Source organism: Paraburkholderia sp. GAS41 (genome assembly GCF_050436545.1).
Lineage (GTDB): Bacteria > Pseudomonadota > Gammaproteobacteria > Burkholderiales > Burkholderiaceae > Paraburkholderia.
Genome location: NZ_JBNDMK010000028.1, coordinates 1 through 15,614, shown reverse-complemented (window position 1 = coordinate 15,614; position 15,614 = coordinate 1). Strand labels below are relative to the sequence as shown.

Annotated in this window: 14 protein-coding genes; 2 read left to right on the top strand and 12 right to left on the bottom strand. The window is 61.8% G+C overall.

The features are described from left to right. The first annotated feature begins 29 nt into the window (after positions 1-29). Complete coding sequence (locus P3T43_RS29450; RefSeq protein WP_429284526.1) at positions 30-1,319, top strand: EAL and HDOD domain-containing protein; 1,290 nt, start codon at positions 30-32, stop codon at positions 1,317-1,319. Positions 1,320-1,357: 38 nt separating this feature from the next. Here P3T43_RS29450 and nadC read toward each other — a convergent pair whose 3' ends face one another. From nadC to P3T43_RS29415, 7 genes are all read right to left on the bottom strand, one after another. Next, a complete protein-coding gene (nadC, locus tag P3T43_RS29445; RefSeq protein WP_429284525.1) occupies positions 1,358-2,194 on the bottom strand; it encodes a carboxylating nicotinate-nucleotide diphosphorylase in 837 nt (278 codons plus the stop codon). Positions 2,195-2,254: 60 nt separating this feature from the next. Beyond that, positions 2,255-2,986: an ABC transporter permease gene (locus P3T43_RS29440; protein WP_429284524.1), complete on the bottom strand. Its 732-nt coding sequence runs from the start codon at positions 2,984-2,986 to the stop codon at positions 2,255-2,257. A 26-nt stretch (positions 2,987-3,012) separates the two neighbouring features. After that, entirely contained in the window at positions 3,013-3,747 is a 735-nt protein-coding gene (locus tag P3T43_RS29435) for an ABC transporter permease (protein WP_429284523.1), read from the bottom strand. 61 nt (positions 3,748-3,808) lie between these two features. Then, positions 3,809-4,666, bottom strand: a complete 858-nt coding sequence (locus P3T43_RS29430; RefSeq protein WP_429284522.1) for an ABC transporter ATP-binding protein — start codon at positions 4,664-4,666, stop codon at positions 3,809-3,811. After that, positions 4,663-5,661: an ABC transporter substrate-binding protein gene (locus tag P3T43_RS29425; protein WP_429284521.1), complete on the bottom strand. Its 999-nt coding sequence runs from the start codon at positions 5,659-5,661 to the stop codon at positions 4,663-4,665. The genes P3T43_RS29430 and P3T43_RS29425 overlap by 4 nt, the downstream gene beginning before the upstream one ends. A gap of 166 nt (positions 5,662-5,827) precedes the next feature. Further along, positions 5,828-6,763 carry an SMP-30/gluconolactonase/LRE family protein gene (locus P3T43_RS29420; protein WP_429284520.1) on the bottom strand — a complete coding sequence of 312 codons (936 nt, stop codon included), beginning with the start codon at positions 6,761-6,763 and terminating at the stop codon, positions 5,828-5,830. Between the two features lie 202 nt (positions 6,764-6,965). Further along, positions 6,966-8,879, bottom strand: a complete 1,914-nt coding sequence (locus tag P3T43_RS29415; RefSeq protein ID WP_429284607.1) for a glycoside hydrolase family 28 protein — start codon at positions 8,877-8,879, stop codon at positions 6,966-6,968. Positions 8,880-9,530: 651 nt separating this feature from the next. Here P3T43_RS29415 and P3T43_RS29410 point away from each other — a divergent pair. Next, complete coding sequence (locus P3T43_RS29410) at positions 9,531-10,343, top strand: NAD-dependent epimerase/dehydratase family protein (protein WP_429284519.1); 813 nt, start codon at positions 9,531-9,533, stop codon at positions 10,341-10,343. A gap of 119 nt (positions 10,344-10,462) precedes the next feature. On the opposite strand, the gene P3T43_RS29405 is transcribed toward P3T43_RS29410, so the two are convergent. The 5 genes from P3T43_RS29405 to P3T43_RS29385 all read right to left on the bottom strand — a co-directional run. Further along, positions 10,463-11,815 (bottom strand): TRAP transporter large permease, encoded by a 1,353-nt coding sequence (locus P3T43_RS29405; RefSeq protein ID WP_429284518.1) that lies wholly within the window; start codon positions 11,813-11,815, stop codon positions 10,463-10,465. A gap of 6 nt (positions 11,816-11,821) precedes the next feature. Beyond that, entirely contained in the window at positions 11,822-12,301 is a 480-nt protein-coding gene (locus P3T43_RS29400; RefSeq protein WP_429284517.1) for a TRAP transporter small permease, read from the bottom strand. Positions 12,302-12,482: 181 nt separating this feature from the next. Next, positions 12,483-13,475 carry a TRAP transporter substrate-binding protein gene (locus tag P3T43_RS29395; protein ID WP_429284516.1) on the bottom strand — a complete coding sequence of 331 codons (993 nt, stop codon included), beginning with the start codon at positions 13,473-13,475 and terminating at the stop codon, positions 12,483-12,485. Between the two features lie 407 nt (positions 13,476-13,882). After that, positions 13,883-15,094, bottom strand: a complete 1,212-nt coding sequence (locus P3T43_RS29390) for a porin (protein ID WP_429284515.1) — start codon at positions 15,092-15,094, stop codon at positions 13,883-13,885. Positions 15,095-15,324: 230 nt separating this feature from the next. Continuing rightward, positions 15,325-15,614: dihydroxy-acid dehydratase (locus P3T43_RS29385; protein WP_429284514.1), on the bottom strand; the 290-nt coding region annotated here is incomplete at its 5' end.

Genomic DNA, 15,614 nt, shown 5'->3' with positions numbered 1-15,614 from the left:
TGCCACATTTCCAGTAAGCGGCGACCCGTATGAATGACATGATGCACGACGCTGCCGCGCTGTCCATGATCGCGATGACCTCGTACCTTGGACGCCAGCCTATCCTCGACCGCACAGGCCAGCTCGTCGCCTACGAATTGCTGTTCCGTCCAACCCAGCCGGATCGCGCCGAACCCGACGAAGTCCGCCTCACCGAGGGCATTCGCGCAACCGCGGATATCGTCGTCGAAACGCTTGGCGAACTGGGAATAGAGAACGTTCTGGGCGGACACACTGGCTATATGCGGGCCGGACGCGACTGGCTCATGAACGAAATGTTCACGCTGCTGCCGCGGGACCATTTCGTCATCGAAATCCTTGAGACCGTGCAACAGGACCCGCAACTGGTCCAGCGCATCCAGACGCTGTCTCGCGCGGGCTACCGCTTCGCTCTCGACGACATCCGCGAGGCCACCCTGGCGCGCACGGAAGTATTCGCTTGTGCCGATCTGGTCAAAGTGGCGGTGCCGCATTGGAGCCCCGCGCAACTGAAACCCTTCGTCACTGAGATGCACCGGGCGGGCAAGCGCGTCGTCGCCGAGAAGGTCGAAACGCCGGACGATTACCGCTGGACCTTCGATGCCGGATGCGATCTGTTTCAAGGGTACTATTTCGCCCATCCGCACTTGCTGGCCGTGCGCAGGATTCCACCGCTGCGTCAGGCGCTGGTGCAGCTTCTGGTGCTGCTCAGCGCCGAGCCGCCCCTGCCGAGCGTGGAAGACGAGGTCAAGCGCAATCCCGCCTTGACGATGCAACTGCTGCGCTTCGCCAGCTCGACGCATAACGCATCGACACGTGAGCGCATGCGGGTTCGCGACGCGGTCCAGATTGTCGGCACCGAATGGCTTCGGCGTTGGGCCTTGCTTGCTCTTTACACAGATGGCAATAGTCGCGCGGTCGCCTCCAATGCGCTCGTCCAGCTGGTCGGCACGCGGGCACGCTTCATGGAACTGGCCGCGCGCAGGCTCAAGCCGGACGACGAAGAGCTCGCCGACAACGCCTTCATGACCGGCATGACGTCCCTGTTGCCGGCGGTGTTGCAGCGTGAGCCTGCCGATCTGTTTGCTGAACTGCAGTTGGCGCAGCCGGTACGCGAATCCATTCAGACTCGCGCCGGCGTGCTCGGACGATTGCTCGCTTGTGCGGAAGCCATGGAGACTCCGGCTGCCGCGACATCGGTGACGGAAATCTGCAAGGGTCTCGCGCCGCTCAACGCCGCCGCGGTTTCGCTGCTTTCAGCTGCGGCCGCGAACTGGATGGCGAACCGGACCGGCTTCTGATTCGCTTCTGACCCGCTGCTGATCCGCCTCGAACGCGTCTATTCGGCCTCGTCCAGACCAATGTCGACGCACGCCGCCGCCTGATTGATCTTGCTGGTGGAGATGTAATCGACGCCGGTCCTCGCAACCGCGCCGATGGTGGCCAGGTTGATGCCGCCTGACGCTTCCAGCATCACCCGGCCGCCCACGATCTCGACCGCGCGAGTCATGTCCTCGAGCGACATGTTATCGAGCATGATGACGTCGACATTCGCAGCAAGCGCTTCCTCGACCTGGGCGAGGCTATCGCATTCGACCTCCAGTTTTGTCAGCACCGGCAACTGCTTACGCGCGCGCTGCACGGCCTTGGCAATGCCGCCGCATACGGCGATATGGTTGTCCTTGATCATCACGCCGTTATCCAGACCGAGCCGGTGATTCAGGCCGCCCCCGCAGGTGACCGCATGTTTTTCGAGCATCCGCAAACCCGGCGTGGTCTTGCGCGTGTCGATCAGGCGGGCTTTCGTGCCCGCCATGGCCGCCACGTACTGCTCGGTCAGATTGGCGATGCCCGAGAGGCGCTGCACGATATTGAGTACCGTGCGCTCCGCCGTCAGCACGCTGCGCGCCGTGCCGCTCACGTCGAGCATGACGGTGCCGCGTTCGATTTTCTCGCCGTCCTTGACGTGGACGTTGACTTCGAGCGTCGGGTCATAGCGCCTGAAGATCCGCGCGGCAACGTCGATCCCCGCGACGATCAGCGTCTCGCGCGCGTTCATGGCGAAGGCGCCGATCTCGTGCGCTTCGATCATCAACTGCGCGGTCAGATCGCAATAGCCGATGTCTTCGGCCAACCAAAAGTCGATCAGGCGATCCGTCTGGAATACGTCGTACATGTTGTCTCTACCTTGACTGAAAGAAGTGAAATCGATGCTTCGCCACGCATGACGAACCGCTCAGCGATGCTTCAGGCGACGATCCGCCATCATCAACAGCCCATTGCACGAAAGGGCGAACACCGTGAGAAACAGGGCCACCGCCATGATCGTGCGGATATCCCCCAGGTTCATCGCCGTGGTCAACAGATAGCCAAGCCCGTGTTGCGACGCGAACATCTCGCCGATCAACACGCCCAGCAACGTGAGTGAAAAGCCGAGCCGCAGACCGGACACGACTTCGGGCAGGATCGCCGGCAATACGACGTGAACAATCGTGCGGACGAACGACAACCGCATGGCTTTCGACGCGCGCAGGTAGACCGGCCGCATCTCGCGAATCGCGTTCATGGTGAACATCAGGATGGGGATCAGGCCGTGCATGACCCCGAAGGCCACTTTCGCGGACAACCCCAGCCCGAATACGAGCAACACCAGCGGATACAACGTCACCTTGGGAAGCGCATACAGGTTCAGCAAAATCGGCTCCGCGACGAGGCCGGACTGGCGGTTCACGCCGAGCAGCACGCCGAGCGTCACCCCGCCCGCGAGCGCAATGACGAGCGCGTAGGCCAGCGCTCTGGCGGTCTCGGCTGCGTTGTCCCAGAACGAAGCGGTGCCAAGCATCTGGATCAGCGCCTCCACGGTGCTCAGCGGCGAACTGAGCGAATGGTTGCCGACGGCCCAATGCAGGCATTGCCAGCAAACGACAATCACCAGCGCCACCAGCAACGAATCAGTGAATCTCTTCATGACGAAATCTCCGGCTGTCCGTCTGTTCAGCGCCGCCGGCGTGCCTGGAACCGCTGATCGATGCGGTTCAGCACGACGTTCACCAGCGTCACCAGCACGAGCACGAACAGCATCAGCGAATACATGTCGTCGTTTTGAAAGTTGTTGTACGCGTAGCCGATGGCGTAACCGATTCCCGAGCCCGACAGGATAAATTCCGAGGCGATCACGCCGATGAACGCATACGCCACCGCCAACTTCACGCCGGTAAACAGATACGGCAGCGAGGCAGGCAAGGTGATATAGAAAGCCGCACGCCAGCGCGAAAGCCGCATCACCTGAGCGCTTTTGCGCAGCGCACGCGGAATCCGGTCGAGCCCGTTCAAGGTCGCCGTAATCATGGTCACGACCGAGAGCAGCACGGCAATCGCGATGATCGGCAGCGAGCCAATGCCGAGGATGACGATGAAGACCGGATAAAAAATGAAGGTGGGCACCGCGTAATAGCTCGACAACAACGGTTCGATCGAGCGGCGCACCGACGGCAACGCGTGAATCGCCAGCCCCAGCACGAAACCGAGCAGCACCGAGACGATCGAGGCCACGACGATGTTGACGAGGCTCGTCGCAATGTCATGGTCGAATTTGCCGCTACGTAGCAGGTCGATGCCGTGCGTGACCATCGCGGACGGGGGAATCAGCACGCTGGATGGAATGACGTGGCTACGGCACAGCAATTCGATAAGACCGATAAAACCCGCGACCACGGCAATACGGATCAAACTTACCGCCTTCACTTCGAACTCCCAGGCTCGGATGAAAACACTCAGGCGCAGCACGCGCCTAATGCGCGCCCATCACCTTCAACGACTCGACCCGCAGCTTTTCCCACAGACGCGCGTTGATCTCGCCGAAGCGCGGCGTCGCCACCACGCGGCTGTCGCGCGAGCGCTCCCAGCCCGTTTCGACAATGTCGATGAAACAACCCGGCCGCGCCGACATCACACCGACGCGGTCGGATAGCATCGCCGCCTCATCGAGTGCGTGGGTAATCAGCAGTACCGTGGCCGAGGTTTCGCGCCATAGCCGCAGCAACTCGTCGCCCATCAGCAGACGGGTCTGCTGATCGAGCGCGCCGAACGGCTCATCGAGCAAAATGAGGCGCGGCTGCAGCACCAGCGTTCTGGCGATACACACGCGCTGCCGCATACCGCCTGACAACTGCGACGGGTAGGCTGTCTCGAAGTCGCGCAGTCCCATGAAACCCATTGCGTAGTCGACTCGCCGCTGGATCTCCGCGCCGTCGACGCCCGCCATGCGAAGCCCGAACGAAATGTTGTCGCGCAGATTCAACCAGGGAAACGACGCGTCCTCCTGAAACACCACGCCCACGCCGTCCGGCACGCCCTTCACCAACTGGCCTTCGAACGTCACCGTTCCGGAGCTTGGCTGGACGAGCCCCGCCAGCGTATCGAGCAAGGTGGACTTGCCGCAACCGGACGGGCCCACCACGGAGAAGAACTCGCCCCGCGTCAGCGTGAGATCGACCGGTCCGAGCGCATGCAGCAGGTCTTTCGAATCGCTCTTTGGGAAGTAACGGGTGACACCCGTGAGTTCGACATGCGCCTCGCCCGACGCCGCCGCATGCTGGGCAGGCGACTCGACGATCTGCAGCGTGGGATGCGAATGCCCCGTCTTCATAGCGTGCTCTTCGCTTTCAGGTCGGGCGGCAGAAAGCGCGTATCCACCACTTTCGACCAGTCGACATCCCCATTCAGTTCGCCAATCAGCCTCAGGCCGTCGGTCATCCGGTCCAGTTCGGCGCGGTTGAATTCGCCGTCGCTCCACATGCGCGATTTGACCATATTGTTCACGGCTTCGCGCGCGACCTCGGGCGTGAGCTTGAAACTCGTCTGCAGCAGGGCTGCGGCGCCCGCTGGGTCCGCGTACACGGCGTCGACGCCCGCGCGGCGTCCGGCGATGATGGCGCGCAGTTCGTCGGGATGCGTCTGGGCGAATTCACGCGTGGTGATGCCGACCGAGGTGGTCATCGGCTGCAGAATGTCGCCCGCCCGATACACGGTGCGGTAATTTGTCTTGCGCACGATCGACAGCGGCTCGATCAGCACCGCGCCGGAGACCGCGCCCTGTTCGAGCATGGTCAGTCCGTTGACGTAGCCGCCCGAAGCGACCCGGGTCACCTTGCCGGCGTCGACGCCCTTTTGCTTGAGCACCATCAGCAACAGCATTTCGGACACGCCTTTGGGCGACGTGATCGCCACCTTCTTGTCGGCCAGGTCCGCAACCGATTGCACGTTGCTATTGGGCATCGTGACCATGGACGCTTCCGCGACGCTGCGCGTGCCGACGTTGACGATGACCAGATCGAGCCCCTGGCGCTGCGCGGCCAGCGCCGCCGCTACCGCGACCTCGCCGTACGGCGTCTTGCTGGCGAGGATATTGCGCACGGTCGTGCCGCCGCCACCCGAAGTGAGAATGCCCGTGATATCGACGCCGGCCTTCCTGAAGAGGCCCTTGTCCATCGCGACCGCATACGGCAGTCCGTAGAGGCTGCTGCCCCATTGTGTGACGGAGATTTCATCGGCCCGCGCTGCCGGCTCCAAAACGAGGCTGGCTGCCGATAGCGCGAGCGACGCCGCCAGCGCTGCACAGGCCCGTTTGACGAAACCCTTCATATAGTGAACTCCGACTGGAAAATCGGGTAACTATAGCGCCCCTAAGCCTGCAACCAAAACGCGCTGCCACACAAAGGACCGTTGCACGCTGGAAATGCGCGCTGAACGGGACTGTAAACCGGCGTCAAATCCGCGCCGCAGATGCCGCGGCGCGGCGCCGACTGCTTCAGAGCACGCCGCCGTAAGGCGTCTCCGCGCAACCCGTGACACCGGGCCGGACCGCAAACACATGTCCATCGCTTTCATTGGCGCCCGCATCCGGGCGAATCGTCGTGATGAACAGCGTATCGAGCTCGCGCCCGCCGAATGCGCACATCGAAGGCTTCATGGCGGGCAATTCGATCTGTCTGTCCAGCTTGCCCTCGGGCGTGAAGCGCAGCACCCGGCCCGCGTCGTTGGCGCAGATCCAGTAGCAGCCGTCGACGTCCATCGCGGCGCCGTCGGGCCGGCCCACATAGTGATGCAGATCGGCGAAGAGGCGCCGGTTACGCGGCTCGCCCGTGTGCTCGTCGTAATCGAAGGCCCAGATGAGGCGCTGTGACGTATGCGAATCGGAGAGGTACATGGTGGCGCCATCCGGCGACCATGCGAGTCCGTTTTGCACGATCAGCCCGTCGACGATCGAAGCCGACAGCGTGCCCGCCGTATCGAAACGGAACAATTCACCGGCTGGCCGCGCAGTGGGATTGTCCTGCACCATCGTGCCCGCCCAGAAGCGCCCCTGACGATCGCAACGGCCGTCGTTAAAGCGCATGTCCGGCAGCGGGAACGCTGGCGCAGCCAGTTTGCGTACTTGCGCCTGCTGGGCCGCCGCGTCATGTTCTTCACCTGATTCGGGCAGCGTGACGGAAAAGAGCCCCGTTTCGAGGCCGGCCAACAGGCCACCCTCGCGCCCGAAAGCGAAACACGCGACACGTTCCGGCAATACCCATTCGGTTCTAACGCCGGACTCGAGATGCAGGCGGATGATCTTGCGCGCCACAATATCGACCCAATAAAAGGCGCCTTCCGCCGCCTGCCAGACCGGGCTTTCACCTACTGTCGCCGGCAACGCACCCGCGGCTTCCACCCGTTGCGCACGCATGCTCGATACGGCGCTCATGGATTGACCTCCAGCGGGCCAGACAACCTGACGCGCGGTGTGCGCGAGTCCCGTTCGATGCAGATACGCATCGCTCCATCCCTACCCATCTGCTGCTCCTTCAAAGAGTCGGGGACGAGACCGGTGCCGCCGCGCACTCGTCATGCGCGATCGCTCGGTCCCGTCCCCGTATCGTCAACCGTATGTGCGTGTCGCTAGCCGGCTAGCGCTGGTCGACGATTGTGGTGTTGTAAGTCTGGCCGCCAATGATGACGTTCTTCAACGTGATGCCATTGACGTTGTACGCGTAAATCGGCCCCGGCGTCGTGACCGTAGCGGCGCCGTTGTTCACCGGCGTGCCCAGATTGCAGTTCGAAATCGTGACGCCCGTGATGGGCGGAATCGCTGGTGTCGGGGCGGGTCCGTTGTAATCGAAGCCCACCGGCCCCTGCGCGACGATGGCCTGGAAACACGAACCCGACTTGCTGCCCAACGTCACGTCGGTGACCTGCACGTTCGAGATATTCACGTTCTGCACGACCGGCGGACTCTCCCGCACGGCGTCGCCAGCCGGGTCGTAGTCGCAATCGAAGGTGATCAGACCGCCTTGCGATGCCGAAGGATTGCCCGCCGTCGAAGTGGCCACGCCAAGCGGCACCGTGCTGTTGATCGGGCTGCCGGCCAGCAACGAACTGCCATAGCCGCTGCCCGTGAGATTGATGCCGTTCGGCAGGGTGACCGTATCGACGTAGAAGTTCTTCACGAAGCCGCCGCGATTCATATTCGTCTTGATGCGAATGGCGATATTGAGCGGATTGGTCGCCCAGTTCTGGTTCAGCATCTGCAGATTGCGCGCGTAGACGTTCTGCACGCCGCCGCTCATTTCGCTGCCGAGCGTGATGCCGCCGTGGCCGCTATTCATCGTGCAGTTCTGCACGACGATGTTCTGCGAGGAACCGTACTCCGTATCGAGCGCCTTGCCCGATTTGATCGCAATGCAGTCGTCGCCGGTATTGAACGTGACTGTATCGCACAGCACGTTGCTGCATGCGTCGGGATCGAAGCCGTCGTTGTTCGGCCCGATGCTGTCGGCGAACACGCCGCGAATCACGAGGTTCGTGCAATCGGTTGGGTGGTGCTGCCAGAACGGTGTGTTCTGGGTGTGATAGTTCTCCATCAGTACGTTCGTGCAGCCAATGAACTCCACCATGCACGGACGCAGATAATGCCCCAGACCGAAGATTCGCTGCGCCACCGGCACCCCGGCTTCGGACAACGCCGGCAGGTAGTTCTGGTCCTGCTGCCAGGGCGTCGTCGGGCTCGTCAGAAGCGTATACAGCGCCTCGGAGATCGCGGGTGCGACGGTCTTCAGGTCCACGTTGTTCGGGTTCGTGTAGGCCTGCGACGGCGTCGACGAACCCGCGCAACCATACTCCCCCTTCGAGCCCTTGTAGGTCCACCAGCAGGTACTCGTGTTGCCGCTGCCGGCGAACGGCGTCATGGCCTGACCATTCAGCACCGAGGTGGTGTCTTCGCCGGTGATGGCGATCGTCGTCTGATTGCGCGCGTAGACGGGTGCACCGAAATTCAGGCAATCGTTTGCCTGCCAGCGGCTATAAAACAGCTTGCCGTTCGCTCCGCAGTCGACCGGGCCATCCTTGGCGTAGTCTGCCGGGTTGGGACTGAAGTAGATCGTGCAATTGCTGCTCAGGTGAAAATTGACATTACTCAGAAGCACGATAGGACCCGCGCAATACCAGTTGCCCGACGGCACCACGACCCGGCCGCCGCCCGCCGCATTGCATGCCTGAATGGCGGCGAGAAAGGCAGGCCGCGAGTCGAACGCGCCGGCGGCGTTGGTCAGGTTGGCGCCCGGGCTCGTAGGCGAAGTCGTGCCCGTGAAGGGATTGGTTGCGGCCACAACCGAACAGGGTTGCGCACCGTAACTGGTCACCGTGAAGTCCACACTCCGGAACATCGACTGCGTGATGCCCTGCAATGAGTTGAGGATCTGCGTGGCGAGGCCTGCCGTCCCCCAGATTGGATCGAGGGCGCCGGGCGGGCTGTCGACGCTGCCGCCGCAACCTGGCAGCGTGCCGAGCAGGGTTGCGCCTGCGGATGCCCCCGCAAGGACCATAAATGCCCGGCGGCCGGGCGAACCCGGTTCGCTGCCATGACCGCTGCTCTTCCTCGTGCGTTCACGGACGTTTCTATTGCGCGTTGCCACGATTGCCTCCTGATATTTTTTATGGGTTCTCTGACCGGTTCTTTCACTGCTGTCTAGACCTGGCTGGCAGGCTCGCGTCGGCCTTCAGTCCGCTGTATGGACGGACGCGTTTCAGGTGACGTATTCATGCAGATAGGCCGAGAGCATTGTTGTTATACAACGCAATAGATGTCAAGCCATGGAATGAAGGCTTGATAGCACCAGGTCTGCGCGTCGACGATGAACCGGGAGAGCGACGATTTCGGATTCAAGCCTGCAAACCGGCGTTTGTGAGCGGTAGGCAAACATTTACAACGCTGGCGGAGCCGTGTGACGGATATCTATGTGCTAGGGAAACTCCTGGCCCAATCTTCATTTGCTTGACAACTTTTCGACGAATTGACATGATTGCCTGACACCATCAACGAAGCTGCGTCCACGCCCTTGCGGGCGACCAGCAGACAGCATTCGCGCGCGCCAAGCCACGGCAGTTCAGGCAGATGGCGAGCGCCTCCCCCACAGCACCGGGCTCCTTTAAGGCAGCCCCGGCTTTGCTGAATCTTCAAGATAAGGATGAGACCCGTGAAAAAAATTGCATTGAGCGGCGCAGGCGGTCAGCTCGGCCGCGTGTTGCGCACAGCCCTGCTCGAGCGCGGCGCCAACTTGCGTTCGGCCGCAGGCTCGCGCCCGCTGGAGCCGATCGTCGACGGCGAAGACGTCATGCACGGCGATCTGCGCGACCCTGCCGTAGTCGACCAGCTGCTGAAAGGCGTGGACGTGCTGATCCACATGGCAGGCACTAGCGTCGAGCGCCCGCTGCCCGAAATCATCGAGAACAACCTGCGCGGACTCGTCGAAGTGTATGAAGGCGCGCGCCGCCATGGCGTCAGCCGCATCATCTTTGCGAGCTCCAATCATTCGATCGGCATGCACTCCGTCGAAGACAAGCTCACACTCGATTGCGATTTCCGCCCGGACGGCTTTTACGGTCTGAGCAAAGTGTGGGGCGAAGCGCTTGGCCGGCTCTACTGGGACAAGCACGGCATTGAGACCGTGAGTATCCGCATCGGCAGTTGCATCGAAAAACCGACGGAATTCCGCCACCTCAGCACATGGCTCGGTTTCGAAGATCTGCTGCAGTTGATCGATCTATCGGTCAACGTGCCGGATCTCGGCTATCAGGTGGTGTGGGGCGTGTCGAACAACACGCGCAGCTATTGGGACAATGCAGGCGCTTCACGCCTCGGTTATCAGCCGCGCCAGAACGCGGAAGACTACGCCGCGGAGATTCTCGCCAAAACCAATCCGCTCGATGCCACCGCCCAGAAGTATCAAGGCGGCAGCTTCGCCAGTTTCGATTTCACCGCGCAAGAGCTTAGGAACGGGAGGCGTTGACGCGTTGCTGATGAGGCCTTAGGCGCGATTGTGGCGCCATCCCTGGCGATCTGACGCCACCTTGCGACAGAACCCGGCCAGCCGGGTTCTGTGTCCTCACGCAAGCGATACGCCAAAACTCAGTACACCGGATGACCGTTGATCAAGCTCGGCAACCAGGTGGAAAACATCGGCACGTAGGTGACGATATTGATCGCGCTGAAAATGGCCAGGTAGTACGGCCAGGCAATCTTGGTGGTCTCTCCGATCGACACTTCGCCGATCGCGCAACCGATGAACTGCACGGAGCCAATCGGCGGGTGCACCAGTCCCAGCGAACAGTTCAACAGAATCATGATGCCGAACTGCACGGGGCCGACGCCATAGTGCATCGCCATGGGCAGGAACAGCGGCGTCGTGATGAGGATGTGCGCCGCCATATCGACGAACGTGCCAAGGAACACCTGCAGGATGTTGATATAGAGCAGCATCAGCCACGGAATGGTCGTCGCGTGTTCGAGCAGGTGCTGGATCGCGTCCGGAATTTCCAGGTAGGCCATCTGGAAACGCAGCATGTTCGACACGCCAATCAGCAACAGCACGACACCCGTGGTCTTGGTGGCACGCGCCAACGCCATGGCGAGCTTTTTGAGCGTCATCGTGCGATACACGACGAAGGTCAACACCAGCGAGTACGCCACAGCAATGGCCGCGGCCTCGGTTGCCGTCGCAATGCCCTTGGCCACGCAGGTCAGAATGATCAGGATAACCATCAATCCCGGCAGAGCGCCGAGGAAAGTCCGCGCCACCATGAACCAGCCGGGAAACTTCGGCAGTTCCGTCGAGCCGTCGGCGCGGCGCGGAAACTTGTAGCGCACCGCTTGCCAGTACGCGGCAAGCAGGACGAAACCCATGACCCACAGCACCGGCACCAGTCCGGAGAACAGCAGATCGCCGATCGACACGCCGCTCACCGATTGCCCCGCCACGATGCCCGTAATCCCCTGCGCCGCGAGGGCGTAGATGATCATGTTGGTGGAGGTCGGCATCAGTGCGCCAGCGAGCGAGGCATGCGTCGTGACGTTGACCGCGTAGGCCGCGCTATAGCCTTCGCGCTTCATCAGCGGAATGACCACGCCGCCCATCGCCGAGGTGTCGGCGGTCGGCGATCCGGAGACGCCACCGAACAAGGTACAGGCGACCACATTGGCCATGCCGAGGCCGCCGCGGAAATGCCCGACCGTGGCTTGCGCAAAGCGCAAGATGCGGTCGGCGATACCGCCGTGCAACATCAGCTCGCCCGACAGGATAAAGAACGGTACCGCGAGAAACGAAAAGGCATTGATGCCCGAGACCATCGACTGGATGGCCGTCGCGGCCGGCAGCCCTTCATGCAGATAGGTGAGGATGCAGGACAGCCCCAGCGCGAAAGAAACGGGAACCCCGAGTACGAGGAAGACAAGAAAACTGACAGTTAGAATCGCAAGTTCCATGATTGATCACGCCCGCTTCCGCGCGAAGAGGTCCAGCAGATGTTCGATTGAAAAGAGGATGGTGCAGGCGCTGGCCAGGAACGGAATCGCATAGCGGATCGCTTCCGGCAGACCCAGAATGGGGATCTGGTCATCGAAGGTGGTCGTTGCCATGGTGGTCGCGCCGAAACAGACCGCCACCGAAAACGCCATCACGCACAGTTGCTGAAACACCGCCATCGCAATCTGACCATTGGGCGGCAGTTTCTTGACCAGCGAATCGAGGCCGATATGCCCGCCGTCGCGAACCTTCAGCGCGGCGCCGAAGAACGCGATGACCAGCACCATCAACAGGCCGACCGGTTCGACATAGTCAGGGGCGTCGTTGAAGACATAGCGCATCACCACGCTGTACATCACCAGCACCACCAGCACGGCGAGGCAAATCGACGCCAGCACGGTGGCCACGCGGGCCAACACCCCGAGCGAGCATTTCACGAAGTTCATCTATTTCTTCCTCGTACAGAGCAGCGAAGCCGTGATTCCCCACACGAACCCGCCGCCACACCTGGGCGGACCCGCGACCGAACTGAACTGAACTGAACCGAACCCAACCCAAACGACGAACCCCGGAAACCCCTGCGCGTGCTCCACAAGGATTTCCGGCCACGGTAACGCTGGGAATGGCTTACTGGATCGCCTGAATTTCAGTGACGATCTGCTTCATTTCAGGCGTCCTTTCATACTTCGCCCACACCGGCTGCATCGCCTTCACGAACGCAGCACGATCGATCTGCCCGGCAGGCGTGATCGTCACACCCGCTTTGGTCACGGTCTGGACGCCTTCGGCTTCCTTCGCGGTCCACAACTTGACGTAGTAAGGTACCGAGTCGGCGGCAGCCTTGCGGATCGCCGTCTGTTCCTGCGGCGTCAGCGTGTCCCACACCTTCTTGGAGAACACCAGCACTTCCGGCGTCATCGAATGCTCGGTTTCGGAGAATTGCGTCGCCACTTCGTAATGCTTGGTTTCGACGTACGACGGGATGTTGTTCTCGGCCGCGTCGACCAGACCCGTCTTCAGCCCCGTATAGACTTCCGCGAACGGCATCGGCGTCGGCGTGCCGCCCATGGCCTTGATTTCGTCAACCATCAGATCGGACGGTTGCACGCGCACCTTGAGGCCCTTCATGTCGGCCGGCGAGTGAATCGCCTTCTTGGCGTAGATCGAACGCGCGCCGCTCTCGTAGAAGGTGAGCGCGATCATGCCCTTGGCCGCAAAGGCGTTGAGAATCTTTTGACCTTCCGGGCCGTACATGACCTTGCGGAACTGCTCGGTGTCGCGGAACAGGAACGGCAGCGAGGGGATCATCGATTCCGGCACGATCTCGTTGAACGCTGCGGCATTGGCGCGGACCATGTCGATCGCTCCGACGCGGACCTGGTCGATCGTGTCGTTTTCCGAGCCGAGCGCGCTGTTGCTGAAGACCTTCACGGTATCCGCGCCGTTGGTCTCCTTGGACAACTCGTCGCCCATGAATTTCACTGCCATGACGGTCGGGAAGGTGTCGCTATGCACGTCGGCAACACGGAACGTGTGTGCCTGCGCTGCACCTGCGCTAAACGCGAGAACCGAGGCGGCTACCATCATCGATACACCGGTCAGGGCGAAATTTTTTTTCATCGTTGATCTCCTCAAAATTATTCCATCGGTGTGGCCAACCCCGATCCCGATTTACAACTTAGCACAAGCCGCCATGTTGTAAGACAAGATGAGATTGTATAAATATATGACCTCGTTGCGGCCTAGGACATACCCGTAGGCAGGATGCGTCTGCGAGACGTGGAAAGCGTGGCTCCAGGCGGTCTCCGGGAGAGGTGGCAAGGGCCGCGGCACGGCTGTCCGCTGCTCGATAGGGGCTTGATAAGGTGGAAACCGGACGCTCACGATGTCTTACACATCGGGGCGCACGCATTCGTGCAGGCCTGGCCTGGCGGGGACATAAACGACCATGCGCAGGCGGAGCAAACCGGCACCGGCGCGAGGGTGACGGCATCGAACGACGCCGTCACCCTCAACCTTCTACAGCATCAGAACGTGTGATTGATACCGATCGTCGCACCGAACTGGCTGCGGCACGATGCAGCCGACTGCTCGGCGATCGCCGCCGTCGCGGCAACCACCTTGCCGCCGTTGATGGTCTGGCCGTTGGCGCGCTGGAATGCTTCCAGCACGTAGATACGCGTGCTCTTCGACAGGTTATAGAGCTGAGTCAGGTTGATCTGCTGATAGCTCGCCGCATCCTCGACGCCATTCGCTTGCGTCGCACGGGTGTAGCTATAGCCTGCAGCGAAGTCCCACGCGACCATCGGGCGGAAATGGAGCACCGCGCCGCCGGTATTGAAGATCGCCGTGCTCGCGAAGCCCGACTTCGGACCCGCGATGTATTGCACGTTCGAATACGACGCCGAAACGTCCCATTGCGGGCTGAACGTATAGCCGCCGGTGACGGCAAAGCGCTGCTGCGCGGCCGCATTCTGATAGCCGTTCGTGATGCTCGACTCGCCCTGCTCGCCCGTGCCCGAATAAGCCGTGGAACTGGAGCTCCACGCGCCGCCGCCTTCGGTCGCATTGTTGAAGCGCGCAAAGCCGACGCCGATGCCTGCCGCGCCAGCCAGATACTGGGCGCCCACGCTCCACGATGCGCCAGCGTTGGTGCTGCCCGGCACGCCACCGAATGCATACATGCCGCTCACCTTCAGACCGCCATACGAAGGCGACGTGTACATGAGCGAGTTGTTGATGCGGTAGTCGGTGTCGAGCGCATCGAGGTCGCCCGGGTGCGCACCGAAGGCGCCGGTGAGCCACGGTGTCGGACCGTACTGCGCGAGCATGTTGTAGTAAGGCGTGTACTGGCGACCCGCCGTGAACGAACCATAGGTGTCGTTGGCGATACCGACCCACGATGCACGGCTGAACATCAGGCCGGCCTTGCTCTCTGCGCCGGTGTCGGCGTTATAGCCTTCCTCGAGCTGGAAGATCGCCCGCGTGCCGCCGCCCAGATCTTCGCTGCCCCTGAAGCCGAAGCGCTCGCCGCCCCACACCCCTTCGACCAGCTTGAATACCGATTTGCCGCCCTTCGTCGCCCCGGTCGACGGTGCCTGGCTGTTCAGATAACCCATGCCCGTATCGATCACCCCGTACAGTGTCACGCTGCTTTGCGCGAAAGCTCCGCCCGCAGCAAGCATGGCCGCCATGCCCGCGACGGCTAGCCTGGCTTCTTTTTTGTAAGTCTTTTTCATCAGATCGTCCTTTGTTGTCATTGGAGTTATAGCGGCGCGTTATGCCGCACGAAATTGCCTGGCCGCCATCGGGCATCCAGTTATCGCTCTCGTCGTCACAGATCCGCCGACAGGCCGGTCGGCAAGATATGCAGTCCTTATCGTTGGCATTGCCGCCTGGTCTCCTGCGCGCGGCTTGACTGCCAGATTTGCCCGGTCGGAGGTTTTCCGACGCGTTTGCGGCTGTTCAATCAGTGAATCTCGGGCTCGCCAGCGCCGTTGTCGCTGGCGGCTCCGGCCGCGCCTTCGCGTTGCAGGAAGTCGAAGTCGCAACCCTTGTTGGCCTGCATCACGTGCACCTGATGCATCGCGCCGTAGCCGCGCGTGAACCGCGGCGCCGGTTCGACCCACGCCGCCTTGCGACGCGCCAGCTCTTCATCCGATACCAGCACGTTCAGCTTGCGTTGCGGCACGTCCAGCTCGATCAGATCGCCGCTCTGCACCAGCGCGAACGGCCCGCCAATAAACGACTCCGGCGCCA